15 protein-coding genes are annotated in these 15,835 nt (G+C 68.5%); 7 read left to right on the forward strand and 8 right to left on the reverse strand.

Annotated elements, in window-relative coordinates:
- Positions 1-205 precede the first annotated feature (205 nt).
- The 3 genes from ACS5PV_RS29350 to ACS5PV_RS29360 form a co-directional block, all read right to left on the reverse strand.
- On the reverse strand, positions 206-607 hold the full coding sequence (locus ACS5PV_RS29350) for a PRC-barrel domain-containing protein (RefSeq protein ID WP_455398865.1): 402 nt from the start codon (positions 605-607) through the stop codon (positions 206-208).
- Between the two features lie 462 nt (positions 608-1,069).
- Entirely contained in the window at positions 1,070-1,654 is a 585-nt protein-coding gene (locus ACS5PV_RS29355; protein ID WP_455398866.1) for a phospholipase A2 family protein, read from the reverse strand.
- A gap of 146 nt (positions 1,655-1,800) precedes the next feature.
- A complete protein-coding gene (locus tag ACS5PV_RS29360; protein WP_455398867.1) occupies positions 1,801-2,184 on the reverse strand; it encodes an ArsR/SmtB family transcription factor in 384 nt (127 codons plus the stop codon).
- 78 nt (positions 2,185-2,262) lie between these two features.
- Between ACS5PV_RS29360 and ACS5PV_RS29365 the strand changes: the two genes are divergently transcribed.
- Entirely contained in the window at positions 2,263-2,961 is a 699-nt protein-coding gene (locus ACS5PV_RS29365) for a sigma-70 family RNA polymerase sigma factor (protein WP_455398868.1), read from the forward strand.
- Positions 2,962-3,063: 102 nt separating this feature from the next.
- On the opposite strand, the gene ACS5PV_RS29370 is transcribed toward ACS5PV_RS29365, so the two are convergent.
- From ACS5PV_RS29370 to ACS5PV_RS29380, 3 genes are all read right to left on the reverse strand, one after another.
- Positions 3,064-3,480 carry a DUF1236 domain-containing protein gene (locus ACS5PV_RS29370; RefSeq protein ID WP_455398869.1) on the reverse strand — a complete coding sequence of 139 codons (417 nt, stop codon included), beginning with the start codon at positions 3,478-3,480 and terminating at the stop codon, positions 3,064-3,066.
- Positions 3,481-3,524: 44 nt separating this feature from the next.
- Positions 3,525-3,770, reverse strand: coding sequence for a hypothetical protein (locus tag ACS5PV_RS29375; RefSeq protein ID WP_455398870.1), 246 nt, complete (start codon positions 3,768-3,770; stop codon positions 3,525-3,527).
- A 1,602-nt stretch (positions 3,771-5,372) separates the two neighbouring features.
- Positions 5,373-6,077, reverse strand: coding sequence for a helix-turn-helix domain-containing protein (locus ACS5PV_RS29380; RefSeq protein ID WP_455398871.1), 705 nt, complete (start codon positions 6,075-6,077; stop codon positions 5,373-5,375).
- Between the two features lie 322 nt (positions 6,078-6,399).
- Between ACS5PV_RS29380 and ACS5PV_RS29385 the strand changes: the two genes are divergently transcribed.
- The 6 genes from ACS5PV_RS29385 (at position 6,400) to ACS5PV_RS29410 (ending at position 13,391) form a co-directional block, all read left to right on the forward strand.
- Positions 6,400-7,980 (forward strand): ABC transporter substrate-binding protein, encoded by a 1,581-nt coding sequence (locus tag ACS5PV_RS29385; protein WP_455398872.1) that lies wholly within the window; start codon positions 6,400-6,402, stop codon positions 7,978-7,980.
- A 240-nt stretch (positions 7,981-8,220) separates the two neighbouring features.
- On the forward strand, positions 8,221-9,162 hold the full coding sequence (locus ACS5PV_RS29390) for an ABC transporter permease (RefSeq protein ID WP_455398873.1): 942 nt from the start codon (positions 8,221-8,223) through the stop codon (positions 9,160-9,162).
- Complete coding sequence (locus tag ACS5PV_RS29395) at positions 9,159-10,109, forward strand: ABC transporter permease (RefSeq protein WP_455398874.1); 951 nt, start codon at positions 9,159-9,161, stop codon at positions 10,107-10,109. Before ACS5PV_RS29390 ends, ACS5PV_RS29395 begins: the two co-directional genes overlap by 4 nt.
- Before the next feature lie 5 nt (positions 10,110-10,114).
- The gene (locus ACS5PV_RS29400; RefSeq protein WP_455398875.1) at positions 10,115-11,107 is read left to right on the forward strand and encodes an ABC transporter ATP-binding protein; all 993 of its coding nucleotides are present in this window, start codon (positions 10,115-10,117) and stop codon (positions 11,105-11,107) included.
- On the forward strand, positions 11,104-12,090 hold the full coding sequence (locus ACS5PV_RS29405) for an ABC transporter ATP-binding protein (protein ID WP_455398876.1): 987 nt from the start codon (positions 11,104-11,106) through the stop codon (positions 12,088-12,090). The genes ACS5PV_RS29400 and ACS5PV_RS29405 overlap by 4 nt, the downstream gene beginning before the upstream one ends.
- A 68-nt stretch (positions 12,091-12,158) precedes the next feature.
- Positions 12,159-13,391, forward strand: a complete 1,233-nt coding sequence (locus ACS5PV_RS29410) for an NAD(P)/FAD-dependent oxidoreductase (protein ID WP_455398877.1) — start codon at positions 12,159-12,161, stop codon at positions 13,389-13,391.
- Here ACS5PV_RS29410 and ACS5PV_RS29415 read toward each other — a convergent pair.
- Both ACS5PV_RS29415 and ACS5PV_RS29420 read right to left on the reverse strand, forming a co-directional pair.
- Positions 13,372-14,340 (reverse strand): CobW family GTP-binding protein, encoded by a 969-nt coding sequence (locus ACS5PV_RS29415; protein ID WP_455398878.1) that lies wholly within the window; start codon positions 14,338-14,340, stop codon positions 13,372-13,374. The two genes, ACS5PV_RS29410 and ACS5PV_RS29415, sit on opposite strands and share 20 nt — an antisense overlap.
- Complete coding sequence (locus tag ACS5PV_RS29420; RefSeq protein ID WP_455398879.1) at positions 14,337-15,824, reverse strand: amidohydrolase family protein; 1,488 nt, start codon at positions 15,822-15,824, stop codon at positions 14,337-14,339. The genes ACS5PV_RS29415 and ACS5PV_RS29420 overlap by 4 nt, the downstream gene beginning before the upstream one ends.
- Positions 15,825-15,835 lie beyond the last annotated feature (11 nt).

Raw genomic sequence — 15,835 nt, forward strand, 5'->3', positions numbered from 1 at the left:
ACTGCAAGGGTCAAAGCAAGTTTCTTCAAGGTATTTCTCCGTTCCGACAATTGTCGAATGAACGTGCTATACCTGTATTAGGTTCCAGCCTCCTCGCAACAAGCCCAAATCAATCCATTCACTTGAGGTTCATCCACGCGCCACATCTCGCGGCACGTGGAAGTATCCGGGTCAAGCGGAGCTTGCGAAAAGGCTTAGCGCGCGGTCAGCGCTTGAACTTGCCCTCGTACTTGAACTGGGGCGCGGCCTTGAGCTGATCCTTGGTGGCGTTGATGGACGCCTTCCACTTCTTGGCGCCCTCGTCGTAGGTCAGGGCCACGGAGGAGGGCTCGACCGAGACGTAGTGCTCTCCCATGCCCAGGAAGCCGCCGACCGACAGGACGTAGCCCGTCAACCTGCCCTTCTCGATGACGAGATCCTTGATCTCGCCGACGTTCGCGTTCGAGCCGTCGACGACGTTGAGGCCGATGAGGTTGTAGCTGAGGACGGCATCACCCGGGACCTGCGCGAACTTCACGGCCGCGGGGGGCGGCGGAGCCTCGTCCTTGGCAAGCGCGGGACCGGCGAGGGTGGCGGCGGCGATGGCGGTGAGGACGAGCGAACGCATGATGGTCTCCTGGACCCGGATCGGGGGCCAGGAATGGCCGGCGAGCCGATTCGGTTTCGGCCCGTCGTACGGCACTGGCCGCCACCGGTCCCGACAGGTTCGGCGCAGCGTTGTGGGTACTGTCGAAGCCCGCAACGCTCCTCGCCCATGAACACGACCCGGGCAGCCCTTAGGTCGCGTTAATAGGCCCGGGCGGCTGGGGTGCCAGTGGATCGCCCATTGGCGGCGTCGGGTCCGGAGGAGGGTCGCCGATAGGCGGCGACGGGTCGTCGCTCGGGCGAGGCGTGTCGGACTGCATCGTGTGACCCTTGTCGGCTCCCGGACCGGGAGCGAAGCCTTGCGCGCGACGTTGCGGAAGGTGGCGCATGGCCCTTGGCCCGAGCCCTATGGGCCGGTCCAGGCTCCGTTCGCCCGGGCCTGTCGGGCACCCGGGCGTGGCTCCCCGCTCGCGGGCAGGGCTCCTTACGGCGCCCGGCAATCCATCGCCGCCGTGGCCTCGATCACGCTCAAGGCCCTCCGGCGCACCTCCAGCGACGTGTTCGAACTGTCCGAGACGACGGTCGCCTCGCGCTTAAGCGTCGCGTCGCAGGCGCACGAATGATACCCTGCCGTGTCGTAGCAGGCGTCATGGCGCATGCAGGCTGCGTCGAGGTCGTCGGTCGGGGGCAACCCTTCCCCGCGCTGCCCCTTCCCGCAGTAGTTCCCGTGAAAGAGCTCCTTGCCGGCCACGACGCGGCCGAGGTCGCCCTTCGGCGGCGCCGGCGGTTCGGCGCGGCCGCCCGGGTTGAGGTCGTTGGCCGGCCCGCCCGCCTTGGAGCCGGAGGCGCGCAAGGCCTTCGGGATACCCGACTTCCCGCCGGGCTCGTTCAGGGCCTCGCCGCCGCGCCCGTTCGGATCGGAGAGCTCGGGGAGCGGCGGAGGCGGCCCCTGGCGCGGCGCGTCCGCCTCGACGGATGCGGCGGGCGCTTCGTGGACGTCCTGGGCGAGGACAGGATGCGGGCAGGCCGCGAGCAGCAACACCAGCAGGGCGAGAAAGGACAGTCTCAAGGACGGCTCCCGGATCAGCGGCTCCCTCAACTCGAAGCTCGGCGTTTCCGTTCCGACGATGTTCCCGCGATGGTGACGGGCGAAGTGCTCGCATTTCTGTCGGCTCTTGGCTGACCTTTACATTGTCAAGCTCAAGGGCCGAAGTCCTAGGCCTTCGGACGCACCGGTCCGCAGCACGAGATTGGGAGGGCGACCGGGTCCTCGCCCAAGGCTGCCTTGACGACATCCCCGCACAGTTCGGGCCGGCCGCCGCAACATTCGTCCAATAGGTAACCGAGCAGGCCGCCGAGCGCCTCCGGCACGGCCGTGTAGATCACTTGGTTGGCTTGTCGTTGCGAGCGGACCAGGCCCGCCCATTCCAGCTGCGCCAAGTGGAACGACATCGTCGAGGGGGTGCCGTCGACCTCGGTCGCGATGCGTCCGGCGGCCAAGCCTGCCGGATGGTTTCGCAACAGGGCGCGCATGGCCCGCAGCCGAGCTTCCTGAGCCAGGGCCCACAGTACCGTTAACGCATCGTATTCATTTAGCATCGGTTCATGTTTCAATGGATATCGAAATTGGAGGGATTAAAAAGTGTGGCGCACGCGCCGCCCAGGGTCGATTTCATCATGCACGACGGATCGCAAGAGGACACTAAGACAGGCTCGGCCTCGGTCGAGCACTCAAGCTCCACGGGCGCCCTGTCGAGCTACCTTGCCGCTCCCCTGCGCGAGTATTTCAGCCATATCGAGGTCGAGCGGCTGCCGGCCGCCCTCGCCGACCTCGTTGCGCGGTTCGAGGCGGCGTCCGCCCGTGACGGGCACGCCATCACGAACGAGTTCCGTGACGACCTCGTGAAGGCGCTGCCGGCCCTGCGCACGTTCGCGCTCTCGCTCACCGGCGACGTGACCCGGGCCGACGACCTCGTGCAAGAAACCTTCGCCCGGGCGTGGGCCAAGTGGCACCACTTCACCCCGGGCACGAACTTCACGGCGTGGCTGTTCACGATCCTGCGCAACCAGTTCTACACGGAGGTGAGGAAGCGCAAGCGCGAGGTCGAGGACGCCGAGGGCGTGCAGGCCGGGAAGCTTCTGTCGCCGGCCGACCAGGAGGACGCCAGCACGCTCAAGGTCGTCTGGGAGCGGATCAGCGGCCTGCCCGCCGCGCAGCGGCAGGCGCTGCTCCTGGTTGGGGCGGAGGGCCGGACCTACGAGGAAGCGGCGGCTCTAATCGGGTGCCAGGTCGGCACGGTGAAGAGCCGGGTCAGCCGCGCCCGCGCCCTCCTGGCCGAGCGCCTCGGGCTGGGGGACGAAAGGCAGTTCGCCTGAGTTCGCCGCACGCCCAGTTTTCGATGGCGAAAGCCCGCCTCGGCGGTTCCGCCGGGCGGGCTTCGCGTGCTCGGCGCGCCGGCCGGGCCGGCGGGCGTCGCGTCAGTCGATGACTTCGACGATGCGGTGACCGCGATCGACCAGCACGGGCTGCTCGTTCACGATGGTGTAGCGGTAGCCTGGCCGCACGCGGTACTCGGTGGGCACGTCGTAATAGGTGACCCCGTCTTCCGGCAGGACGGTGCCGACCTGCACCGGGCCGCCCCAGCGGTAGGAGCTCACGCCGCGCTCGCGGACGTAGGAGCGGAAGCGCGGACGGTCGTCGACGCCGAGGATTCCTCCGACCGTGCCGGTGGCCGCGCCGACCGCCCCGCCGACGACGGCGCCGACTGGCCCGGCCGCGTTCGCCCCGGCTTCCGCGCCCTCCGCGGCGCCGCGCAGGGTGCCCTGTGCCTGGGCGGCCATCGGCAGGGCGAACATGCCGGCGGTCGTCAACGCGAGAAGAAGCTTGTTGGTCATGGTCTCGTCTCCCTGGGGTTCAGGTCGGAGGCGTCGCGGACGCTTCAGTTGCAGCCTTCCTTGTGAACTGTCTTAGAGTTGCCGAGGCCGTCCTCCTTGTGGACGGTCTTCGAGCCGCAATCGACGCTGCCGGTGGTGATCTCGCGACGCTCGACGACGCCCTCGCGACGCTCGACCGAAACGCCCGGGGCGCTGTCGCGACGGATGACGGTGGTCTCCTCGGCCGAGGCGGGAGCGGCCATTCCGGCCAGGGTGGCGGCAGCGAAGCAGAGGGCGACGATCTTGCGCATGGGGGTCTCCATTTCTGCCCGCGGGCGATGACGGCCAGCAACGGGGAACCTGGGCAGGGGGTTCCGCCCGAACTTCCGGCAGTGGATGCTCGCCCCGAGCGGTCGCCGTGAACGCTGGCCGAAGAGAGACCGGGATGCGGGGATACAGCCGTGCCGGATCGCGACATTCGCGGTTCCGCTCGCTCCTGCGTGTCATTCGGGCGAGGCAAGCTTGCACGCCGCGTAGAAGGCCCTGACGGTGGCGTCCCGAGTCGATCCTCGTGAGATTCGGGACGACGGTGTCGGCAGGGCGTAGCGTTGGTATGAAGTTTGCTGGGCGGCGCTGGATCGGTTTCCCGTTACGGGCGTTGAGGGCCGTTCGCGGGTCCGGGGTCCCACCCGCCCTGACCGAGGGAAGCGTACCTTGATGCACCAGGCGCATTTCCAGGTGACGCTGGAAACCCGTGACGGTCGGCGCGTGCTGAGCGCGCCGGCGGAGCGCGAGGTCGCTCTCATGGCGGAGTCCGTCATGCGACGCTACGAAGGCGAGACGCTCACGGTCGCCTTCAGCATCGATTGCGCCGACCGCGAGGCGGGGCGCCGCATCGCCTTCTACCTGACCGACCTCGCCCTCGAACTCGCTTGAGACACGGGCCCGCGGAGCTCGGACACGGCTTCTCGGAAGCCTGGCACACGCACTCGACGCGGCTTGCGAACCACGACCCTGGCGGCCCGATGGCTGGCGATCCACGAAGGCAGCCCCGTGCACCCGGGCAGGCGGCGTGTGCGTCCGGATCCAGGGCCGTCAGCCGATCCGCGAAGCTTGGCAGGGTCGATGGCCTCGGACGTGGCGACTACGCACTTCATCCCCAAGCCCAGGCTGGCCCCCACGGTTGCTTCGAGCAGCAAAGGACGCGCGAGGTGGGCACCGGTCCGTGCTCGACGAATGGTATCACGCGAGGTGAGACGGGCGTTGGGCGACCGAGACCGCTCGCCGCCCCGGGCGGTGTTGACCGGCGCGGGTCCGGGTAATGGGCCACGACATCAGCATGTCGTGGCCGCCGCTCAAAGGGCCGCTTCTTCCTACGAAGCGGACATAGGGGCTGTGGTGCTTGAAGGTCTGCAAGGGGTCAGGTGTTAGCATTCGCGTAGTCATCTGCCCGGATCCCCTCCCCTGCCGCCTTGGATCCGGGCCGCCGCAGCCTGTGGGAGTTAGCAGTATCGCCATACTAAGAGAAAAAGGGGCGCCGTACCGAACAACTATGACCGCCCAGATCCCCGCTCATACGCGCGAATTGTAAGTTAAGTAGAATTTATCATTGATATTACAATATAATTTTCTCACCTGGCGGTTTCCTGCCTAGATAGATGCATCATCAAAGCGAAGATCGACATTAGGTGCTATGCCTGAAATATCATATTATCATGATAATATCTAATTATTACACACCATCCTATGAAAATATTCACTTATGCAAACGCGAAGGAGGCAGGCCTGCCCTGCGGCATTTCCGATGCTTCTCCGGAGCATCCGCATGCCATATCTGGGCTCGCACCAGACCGACGACTTGCCACGCGTCCGGGCGGCGTCGCGAGACGGGATCATCCTGCCCATGTTGGTGCTCAGCGACGAGCCTTGACGGGCCTGCCTGGAGTGCCGCGCTCCGGAGAGGCTTTGGTCGCGCTCGCCGCTTCGCGATTTTCGATCAACCGCAGGGCCTCCATCAGAGCGGACGAACTCGCGCTGCAAACGCACACGGCGCGGGCGACGCCATCGCCCACGTTGAGGTAGGCGTGCGCCATCGTGCTGTCGATAAATATCGAGTCGCCGACATTCAGCTCAACCGGGGCATAAACCTCAGTGTGAACCATAATTTTCCCTTCGATGACCAGTAAATATTCCTCTCCCTCGTGCCTCATCATAGGGCCGAACTCTTCGATTGTTCTGGCATTCATCTCGGCAATAATCGGCGACATCTGTTTGCCGAGAAGGTCAGTGTGCTGGTAGAGATAATTGTATGACTTCGTCCGGACGACCTGCCCTTCGCCACGCCGCGACACGCTGCGGCGGTTGAATTGCTTGGGCGAATTATAAGAATCCGGAGAATGAAACAGCTCGCTTATGTCGATCTCGAGCCCACGACTGATTTGCAGCAGTTTGTCGTAAGTCAGCGTCATCTGATGGTTCTCGACCTTGGACAGCGTCGAGACTGCGACTCCCGTTCGTTCCGATACCTGCTTCAATGTGAGGCCGCGCCCACGCCTCGCGCTTCTCAGGCAGTCGCCGAGACCGGGCGTTTCGGGGTTGGCGGCACGGAGTTGTGACATTGGCGTTTCCGCTAAAAAGATTGACTCATGCGCTAAATAATGCTCTGAGTCGAAAATGGGTGGAGGGTCGGCTTTATGCGTACCCGATGGCCGGGCGCTCGCAAGGGGGCGTGCTGGCGAGGGCGTGTCACCGATGCGGCAGCGAACTCGCCGAGACGCAAGTTCGCCGAGAAAACCGAGGGCCCCATGCTCCGAACGCCGCCTGCCCGATCCCTCACATTCTCGATGCCGGCGAAGGGCGAAGCCGCCCGAACGTCGAAGGGCGGCTCAGAGACCGGAGTCTCTCTGCACCCGGATTGCGAAGCCCTGACGGGAACGTCCCATGCCGCTGATCACCCGACGCACAGCATTGGCCGTGACGGCCGCGGCCGCGATGCCGATCGGCCGGCCGGCCCTCGCGCAGTCCCGAGCGCGGACGCTGCGCTTCGTCCCGCAGAGCGACCTCGCGGCGCTCGATCCGATCTGGACGACGGGCTATGTCGTCAGAAACCACGGCTACATGGTCTTCGACACGCTGTACGCTCTCGACAGCGCGTTCCGCGTTCGCCCGCAGATGGCCGACGGCCATGAGGTGACGAATGACGGCCGGACGTGCACGATCACGCTGCGCGCCGGTCTCCGGTTCCACGACGGGACCCCGGTTCTGGCTCGCGACTGCGTCGCCTCGATCCGGCGCTGGGCGGCCCGCGACGGCTTCGGACAGACATTGATGGCGCACACCGACGAGTTGTCCGCCCTGGACGACCGTCAGCTCCGTTTCATGCTGAAAGCGCCCTTCCCTCTCCTCACGCAGGCGCTCGGCAAGCTGTCCAGCCCCGTCCCGTTCATGATGCCCGAGCGGCTGGCGACGACCGACGTGAACCAGCAGATCCGCGAGGCCGTCGGCTCCGGCCCGTTCCGCTTCCTGCCCGACGAGTGGCGCCAGGGCGCATCAGCGGCCTATGCGCGCTTTGACGCCTACCTGCCGCGCGACGAGAAGCCGGACGGCATGGCCGGCGGCAAGCACGTCAACGTCCCGCGCGTCGAGTGGCGCACGATCGCCGATCCCTCGACGGCGATGTCGGCCCTGCGCACGGGCGAGGTGGACTGGCTCGAGACCACCACTCCCGACCTCCTTCCCCTCGCCTCTGGCCAGAAGGGCGTGACGGTCTCGACGCTCGATCCGCTCGGCACATACATGCTGCTGCGCTTCAACTCCCTGTTGCCGCCCTTCGACGACGTAGCGGTGCGCCGCGCCGTCCTGCGCGCGGTGAACCAGGAAGATTATCTCGCCGCGATGGCCGGCGATGCAGCCTATTACCGCGAGTGCAAGGCGTTCTTCCCCTGCGGAACACCTCTCTCCACCGGGGCCGGCGGTGAGGTCATGGATGCCCGGCTCGACGCCGCGCGCGAGATGCTCAAAGCCAGTTCCTATGACGGGCGCAAGGTCGTCGTCATCGCGTCGGCCGACCAACCGTTGCTCGCCCCCGTCGGCGAGGTCACGGCCGACCTGCTCCGCAAGCTCGGGATGCAGGTCGATCTCGTGACGACGGATTGGGGGACGCTGCTGGCGCGGCGCGCCTCGCAGAAGCCCGTCGCGGAAGGCGGCTGGAACATCTTCCATACCTTCGCGGTCGCTCCCGAATTCATGAGCCCCGCCTCGCATCTGGGGTTGCGCGGCACCGGGCGCGCGGGCTGGTCGGGATGGTTCTCCGATCCGACCATGGAGGCGTTGCGCACGGATTGGTTCGCCGCCGAGGACGATGCCGCCGAGCGGAGGATCGCCGCGGCGATGGAGCGCGAGGCCTTCGCACAAGCGCCCTACGTTCCGCTCGGGCAGGTCCGTCAGCCGACCGTGTACCGCGACGTGGTCCGCGGCATCGTTCCGGCGAGCGCACCGCTGTTCTGGAACTTAGACAAGTAGATCGTCATTCCACGCGCAGCGTGAACGGTCCGGTCGGCTGTCCGGCGGCAGATCTGACGACAAAAACCATTTCATGTCGTCGCGCTTACAAGTGTCGCACCAACACTTCACGCCCTCGGGATCGTCCGAGGCGACGATGCCTGCCAACCGTTCGGCGCCTCGCGGCCGCCCCGCACCCTAACGCACCTCCTCGTCCTCCGCCGGGGTCGAAGACATGCTGAATCGACAGGGATCAAGGACATGCTAGGAATCATCGTCCGGCGCCTCGTCGCGACGATCCCGGTGATGGCAGTCGTCGCGCTCTGCGTCTTCTCGCTCCTGTATTTCGCACCGGGCGATCCTGTCACGATCATCGCGGGCGACCAGGCGTCTCCCGCCGATGTCGCGCGCATCCGTGCGACGCTCGGTCTCGACCGGCCGTTCCTAGTGCGCCTCGGCGACTGGACGTGGCGTATCCTGCATGGGGATCTCGGCACCTCCATCTTCACGAACATTCCCGTGACCGAGCTGATCGCCCAGCGCGTGCAGCCCACGCTCTCGCTCATGCTGGTCACGCTGGCCTTCGCCATCGCCATCGCCGTGCCTCTCGGCGTGGCGGCCGCCGCGACGGCCGGCAGCGTCGTCGACCGGTCCGTCATGGCGCTCGCCGTGCTCGGCTTCTCCGTCCCGGTCTTCGTGGTCGGCTACGTCCTGGCTCACGTCTTCGCCGTCGAGCTCGGCTGGCTGCCGGTCCAGGGCTACACACCGATCGAGCTCGGCCTGGGGCCCTGGTTCGCCAACCTGATCCTTCCGGCCTCGACGCTGGGCTTCGTCTACGTCGCCCTGATCGCCCGGGTGACCCGCGCCGCCATGCTGGACGTCCTCGCCCAGGATTACGTCCGCACCGCCCGGGCCAAGGGCCTCGCCCCGCGCGCCGTGCTGTTCCTCCACGCGCTGAAGAACGCCGCGGTGCCGATCGTCACGGTGATCGGCATGGGCATCGCGCTGCTGATCGGCGGCGCCGTCGTCACCGAGACCGTCTTCGCGATCCCCGGCCTCGGCCGGCTCACCGTCGATGCGATCCTGCGGCGCGACTATCCGGTGATCCAGGGCGTCGTCCTGCTCTTCAGCGCCGTCTACGTGCTGATGAACCTCGCCATCGACCTCCTCTACACCCTCATCGACCCGAGGATCCGCTATTGAGCGCGACGTTCGTGCCCCGCGCGCCCGGTGCCGCCGACGGCATCCGGGCGTCCGCTCCTCCGGGCCTCGCCATCGCCGAGCCGCTGCCCGACATCATCCCGCCGCGCAAGGCCCGTGGACGGGCCCGGCGCCTCGCGGCGCGCCACCCCGGTGCCGTCATCGGCGGCGTCCTCCTCGCCGTCGTCCTCGCCATGGCACTCCTTGCCCCCTGGATCGGAACCGTCGACCCGACCGCGCTCTCGCCGACGCAGCGCACCCGCGCTCCCTCGGCGCTGCACTGGTTCGGCACCGATCTCCTGGGCCGGGATATCTATTCGCGGGTCGTGTACGGGGCGCGCGTCTCCCTCGTCATCGGATTTTCCGTCGCCGCCCTCGCCTCGACGGCGGGCCTGGCGATCGGGCTCGTCTCCGGCATGATGCGCCGGGCCGATGGGATCATCATGCGGATCGTCGACGGGGTGATGTCGATCCCGCCGATCCTCCTCGCCGTCGCGCTCATGGCGCTCACGCGCGGATCGATCGGGAACGTCATCGTGGCGATCACCATTGCCGAGATCCCCCGCGTGACGCGCCTCGTGCGCGGGGTGGTGCTGAGCCTGCGCGAGCAGCCCTACGTGGACGCGGCCATCGTCTCGGGCACGCACCCCTCGACCGTCATCTGGCGCCACATCCTGCCGAACAGCCTGGCGCCGATGACCGTGCAGGCGACCTACATCTGCGCCTCCGCGATGATCGCGGAAGCAATCCTGTCCTTCATCGGCGCGGGCGTGCCGCCGTCCACCCCGTCCTGGGGCAACATCATGGCCGAGGGTCGGGCGCTCTGGCAGGTGAAGTTCACCATCATCCTGTTCCCGGCGATCTTCCTCTCGCTCACCGTTCTCGCGGTGAACCTCGTCGGCGACGGCGTACGCGACGCACTCGACGCCCGCACTGCCAAGGACGTGTGATCCCGATGCCGCTTCTGTCCGTCGAGAACCTGCAGATCCATTTCCGCACGCCGGACGGGGTGAACCGTGCGGTGGACGGCCTCTCGTTCACGGTCGCCGCCGGCGAAACGCTGGCGGTGGTCGGCGAGTCCGGCTGCGGCAAATCCGTCACCGCCATGGCGGTGCTGGGTCTCCTGCACCGCCCGCCGGCCGCGACGGCCGGCGCGATCCGGTTCGAAGGGCGCGACCTGCTCCGGCTGTCCGAGCCGGAGATGCGGGAGATCCGCGGCAACAAGGTCGGGATGATCTTCCAGGAACCGATGACGAGCCTGAATCCCGTGCTCACGATCGGGCGGCAGATCGGCGAGACGCTGCGCCTGCACCAGGGCCTCTCCCGCGACGGGGCGAAGGAACGCGCGGTCGAGTTGTTGAGGCTCGTGGGCATCGCCGAGCCTGGGCGGCGGGTGCGCGAGTACCCGCACCAGCTCTCGGGCGGCATGCGCCAGCGCGCCATGATCGCGATGGCGCTCGCCTGCTCGCCCAAGCTGCTGATCGCGGACGAGCCGACCACCGCCCTCGACGTCACGATCCAGGCCCAGATCCTCGACCTTATGCGCGACCTCAAGCAGCGCACGGGCGCCGCCGTCCTGCTGATCACGCACGACCTCGGTATCGTCGCCGAGGTCGCCGACCGGGTGATCGTGCTCTATGCGGGGCGAAAGGTGGAGGAGGCCGCCGTCGCGGACCTCTTCCGCACGCCGCGGCATCCCTACACTCGGGGTCTCCTCGGCGCGATGCCGCGGCTCGGTGCAGCCGAGCGGGCGGATGAGCCCGGGCGGCTCGCCGAGATCCCCGGCATGGTGCCGAGCCTGAAGCAGCGGCTCGAGGGCTGCATTTTCGCCGGGCGCTGCCGGGAGGCGACCGATCTCTGCCGACGCTTCGCTCCGGCCCTGGAGCCGAAAGCGCCCCGGCATCTCGCCGCCTGCCACTACGCGCCGAAGGACGCCCTTGCCGCGTGAGCCCCTCTCCTCGTCCGCCGGCACCCGCGCTGCTGCTGGTCAGCGACCTCACGAAGCACTTCCGCGTCGGGGGAAGCGTCCTGCGCAAGGCCCGCACCCTGCGCGCGGTCGACGGCATCTCCTTCGCCGTCGCGCCGGGGGAGACGCTCTCCCTCGTCGGCGAGTCCGGCTGCGGCAAGTCGACCGTGGCCAGGACCCTCGTGCGCCTCGTCTCGCCGACCTCGGGGCAGGTGACGCTCGCGGGCCGGCGCATCGACGACCTCCCGGCAGGGACGCTCCGCCCCTTGCGCCGACGCATCCAGATGGTCTTCCAGGACCCGTTCTCCTCGCTCAACCCGCGGATGCGGGTGCGCGACATCCTCGCCGAGCCGATCCGCAATTTCGGCCTCGCGAAGAACCGCGCCGATCTCGACAGGCGCCTCGCCGCCCTGATGGAGCGAGTCGGCCTGCCACGGGAGGCCCTGTCGCGCTTCCCCCACGAGTTCTCCGGCGGCCAGCGCCAGCGCATCGGCATCGCCCGGGCCCTCGCCGCCGAGCCGGACCTGATCATCTGCGACGAGGCAGTCTCGGCCCTCGACGTCTCGGTCAAGGCGCAGATCGTCAACCTGCTGCAGGACCTGCAGAAGGAGCTGGACCTGGCCCTGCTGTTCATCTCGCACGACCTAGCCATTGTCGAGCACATGACGCATCGCGTGGCGGTGATGTATCTCGGCAAGATCGTCGAGATCGGCCCGCGGCGGGACATCTTCGCCCATCCCCGGCATCCCTATACCCGGGCGCTCCTCTCTGCCGTCCCGGTTCCCGATCCAGGGGCCGGACGCAGCCGCATCGTGCTGCGCGGCGACGTGCCGAGCCCGATCGATCCGCCGCGGGGATGCCGCTTCCACACCCGCTGTCCTTACGTCGTCGCGCGCTGCAAGATCGAGGAGCCGCGCCTCGATCCGATTGGTCGCGATCACCTGGCGGCGTGCCATCTCGCGTGACACGGCCGCCCCTGACCGGCGGCGCCGATCACGCGATCGACCAACTTGCGGCACGAACGGAGCGACCTGTGCGCGATGTCCTTGTTCTCGGGGCCGGGATGGCCGGCGTGGGAGCGGCCCTCCACCTCCAATCGCGCGGCTGGATCGTCGCCCTCGTCGACAGGTCGGCGCCGGGCTCGGAGACGAGCTACGGGAATGCCGGCATCATCCAGGGCGAGGCGGTCGAGCCCTACGCCATGCCGCGGGACTTAGCGACCCTGTTCGCGATCGCGCTCGGCCGGAGCAACGACGTGCACTACGATGTCCGCGCGCTCCCGCACCATCTCGGCCCTCTTCTGCGCTATTGGTGGCATTCCTCGCCGCGGCGTCACCGGCGCGCGTCGGAGGTCTATGCGGGCCTCATCGCGCACGCGACCGCCGAGCACGACGCGCTGATCGGCGAGGCCGGCGCGGCGAACCTGGTCGACCGCGGCGGGTTTCGCATCCTGTACCGCACGGCGCGCGCGATGGATGCGGCGGCGGCGGCGGCGGAACGGCTGCGTGCGCGCTACGGTGTCCGCTCACAGCCTCTCTCCGCAGCCACCCTGAGTGCGCTGGAGCCCGCGCTGAAAGTCGCCGGCGAAGGCGCCATCCATCAGCTCGACGCCTGGTCCATCAGCGATCCGGGCCGCCTCGTCGCCGCCTATACCGACCTGTTCAGGCGGCGCGGGGGCAGCCTCGTGCGGGGCGAAGCGGAGACCCTGACCCGGACCGCCACCGGCTGGGCCGTGCGTAGTGCGGACGGGCCGGTCGAGGCATCGGCCGCGGTCGTCGCGCTCGGCCCCTGGTCCCCCGAGCTGCTGCGCCGCTTCGGCTACGCGTTCCCGATGGTCCGCAAGCGTGGCTACCATCGGCATTGGCGCTCCGGACGCGGGCTCAACCTGCCGCTGATGGATGCGGCGAACGGCTACGTCATGGCCCCGATGGTCCAGGGTACGCGGATCACGACCGGCGCGGAATTCGCCGCGCCGGAGGCGGAGGGGACGCCGGTCCAGCTCCTGCGCGCCGAAGCCGCGGCAAGGGAACTCGTCGATCTCGGCGCTCCGCGCGAGAACACGCCCTGGATCGGAACGCGGCCGTGCATGCCCGACATGCTGCCGGTCGTGGGCGAGGCGCCCCGTCATCGGGGCTTGTGGCTGCATTTCGGCCACGGGCATCAAGGCTTCACCCTCGGGCCCACCACCGGGCGCCTGCTGGCCGAGATGATGTCCGGGACGCCGCCCTTCGTGGTGCCCCTCCCGCTCAGGCCCGGGCGGTACTGAGGCCCGCCGCCTCTCCCGCGGGAGCGACCGCGTCGCCGAGGAGGCGGAGCGCGTCGTCGCGGTCGAGGCATCCCGCCTCCCAGATCAGGACGAGGCGGGCGCAGACCTCCTCGCGGGCCGCGACAGGGCTCGCGATGATCGTGGCGCGGGCGCCGACCAGCTGGAACAGCATCGGCCGGTGCGGCGCGTGGTCGAAGGTCACGAAGCCCTTGGCGCGCAGCAGGCCAGGCGTGAGGCGCCCGATGGCGGCCTGGAAGCGCGCGAGCGACAGCGGACGGGAGGCCGTCCAGCTCAGCGAGTCGAAGCGCTCCGCCGCCGGCAGCCGTCGCCCTTCTCGCGGCGCCGCCGCCGCGGGCTCGCCGCGGTGGAACAGGAGATCGAGGGGCACCGCGCCCCGAACGGCCTCGAAGGTCGAGCGCGGCGGCTTCCACTGCGCCACCGCCGCGCGGATGCCGGCGAGCTCCGCCGCGTCGACGAGGTCGGTCTTCGCGACGATGACGAAGTCCGCCGCGGCGAGCTGCGCACGCCACAGGGCATCGTCGGCGAGAGCAGGACGGTCGGCGAGGTGGCGGGCATCGATCACGCTGACGACGGTGTCGAGCGGCGTGGCGGCGTAGATGACCGGATCGAGGAGGGTTCTGACGATCTCGGCCGGATCCGATGCGCCGCTGGTCTCGATCACGATGGCGTCCGGCACCGGGTCGCGCCGGATCAGTTGCACGAGGGTGCGCATCAGGTCCCCCTGCAGGTTGCAGCAGATGCAGCCGTTCTTGAGGCTGACGACCGTGCCGGTCGACTGGGCGATCAGGGCCGCGTCGATGTCGATCGCACCGAAATCGTTGACCACCGCCGCGATGCGCCGGCCCTCCGCATGCGCGAGGAGATGGCTGACGAGCGTGGTCTTTCCGGCCCCGAGGAACCCGGACACCAGCAGGACGGGGACGGTCATGCGGAAGGGGTTCTGCGAACCGGCCGGCCCGGCCTTGCATCGAGCACGAGGCCGCCGTCCGCGATCACGGGCTCGCCCCCGACCAGGAGGTGGCGCACCCCTTCGGACGCGCGATTGGAATGCCGGAAATCGGCCCGGTCGGTCAGGGTGCCGAGATCGAAGCAGACGATGTCGGCGTCACACCCGGCCTGGAGCCGTCCCTTCCGGCGCAGCGCGGGCGTGCTGGCCTCCATGATCCGGGCCGGGATGAGAGCGCATTTCGCCAGGCCTTCCGCCAGCGACACGGCGTTCCGCTCCCGGACCCACTCGCGCAGGAAGCGCGTGAAGGTGCCGCTCGACCGCGGATGCGAGACGGCGTCCTCCGGCAGCGGCCAGGCCTGCCCGAGATAGGTCGATCCGTCGGGCAGCAGCCACGGGACGGCGTCCGACGCGATCGCCCCGCCGGGAAACAGCACGGAGACGTCAAGGAGTTCGCGGTGCCGCTCATCGGCCGCGACGTCGAGGAAATGCCAGAGGACCAGCCCACCCGGATCCTCGGCCTGGGCGGCGAGGACATCCTCGCGATCGGTGAACCTACGTCCCGAGGCGAGGCTCTGGATGGAGTCGTAGCCTCCGCCGGTGCGCTCCGGGAATGCGGGATCGGCGAAGAACACCGCCCCGACCACCGTCGATCCGGTGCCGTAGGGATAGGCTTCGACCGTGACCTTGAGGCCCTGCCCCTGGGCGGTGCGGACGAGTTCGGCAGCCCGCTCGACGTCCTGCAGGCTCGTCGAGTTGAAGTGGCAGATATGCATGTGGGCGCCGGTCGACCCCGCGAGGCCGATGAGCCGGGTATAGGCCTCGACCGAGCTCAGCGGGTCGACGTTGGACATGTAAGCGATGTGGGTGAAGGTGGGCGTGCCCGCCGCCGCCGCGAGGCTGCAGAGCGCGGAGATCTCCTTCACGCCGGCCCCGGGCGCGTAGGCGTTCGGGAAGCCGATCCCGAGACCGCCCTGCTCGAGGCCGACGCGGACGCGCTCGACGATGTCGTCGGTCTCGGCCGGGCTCGCGACCTCGTCCGCCCAGCGCCTGTCCTGCATCGCCCGGCCCATGCCGGCGATGCTCGATTCCGTCTGCTGCGCCGTTTTAGCGGCGATGCGGGCGAAGACCCATCCGGTCGAGGCGCCGTAATTGAGCACGCGCCCGGCCAGAGCCTGCTCGTCGTACCAGCGCGCGACGGGCCAGACCCCGAGCTCGAGTTCGAGGGCCGTCGTCACGCCGTCGAAGGCCTGCATCCTGTCGGACGGAACGCATTGCCCGTGGGCGTGCAGGTCGATGAAGCCAGGTGCGACCACGAGCCCGTCGACTGGCAGCGTCCGGCGGGCGGTGCCGAGCGCGTCCCCGATCGCGACGATCCGGCCGCCGGCAACGGCGAGGTCCGCGATCCCATCGAAGCCGCTCTCCGGATCCACGATCCGGCCGCCGCTCAGAACAAGGTCATGCATGTGCTCGCACC

It is taken from the genome of Methylobacterium sp. Gmos1 (assembly GCF_053764715.1).

What these genes read in the sequence shown, in the direction of transcription:
- ACS5PV_RS29350 (WP_455398865.1), bottom strand. Translation starts at nt 607, where the DNA reads ATGCGTTCGCTCGTCCTCACCGCCATCGCCGCCGCCACCCTCGCCGGT.
- ACS5PV_RS29360 (WP_455398867.1), bottom strand. Translation starts at nt 2,184, where the DNA reads ATGCTAAATGAATACGATGCGTTAACGGTACTGTGGGCCCTGGCTCAG.
- ACS5PV_RS29365 (WP_455398868.1), top strand. Translation starts at nt 2,263, where the DNA reads ATGCACGACGGATCGCAAGAGGACACTAAGACAGGCTCGGCCTCGGTC.
- ACS5PV_RS29370 (WP_455398869.1), bottom strand. Translation starts at nt 3,480, where the DNA reads ATGACCAACAAGCTTCTTCTCGCGTTGACGACCGCCGGCATGTTCGCC.
- ACS5PV_RS29375 (WP_455398870.1), bottom strand. Translation starts at nt 3,770, where the DNA reads ATGCGCAAGATCGTCGCCCTCTGCTTCGCTGCCGCCACCCTGGCCGGA.
- ACS5PV_RS29380 (WP_455398871.1), bottom strand. Translation starts at nt 6,077, where the DNA reads ATGTCACAACTCCGTGCCGCCAACCCCGAAACGCCCGGTCTCGGCGAC.
- ACS5PV_RS29385 (WP_455398872.1), top strand. Translation starts at nt 6,400, where the DNA reads ATGCCGCTGATCACCCGACGCACAGCATTGGCCGTGACGGCCGCGGCC.
- ACS5PV_RS29390 (WP_455398873.1), top strand. Translation starts at nt 8,221, where the DNA reads ATGCTAGGAATCATCGTCCGGCGCCTCGTCGCGACGATCCCGGTGATG.
- ACS5PV_RS29400 (WP_455398875.1), top strand. Translation starts at nt 10,115, where the DNA reads ATGCCGCTTCTGTCCGTCGAGAACCTGCAGATCCATTTCCGCACGCCG.
- ACS5PV_RS29415 (WP_455398878.1), bottom strand. Translation starts at nt 14,340, where the DNA reads ATGACCGTCCCCGTCCTGCTGGTGTCCGGGTTCCTCGGGGCCGGAAAG.
- ACS5PV_RS29420 (WP_455398879.1), bottom strand. Translation starts at nt 15,824, where the DNA reads ATGCATGACCTTGTTCTGAGCGGCGGCCGGATCGTGGATCCGGAGAGC.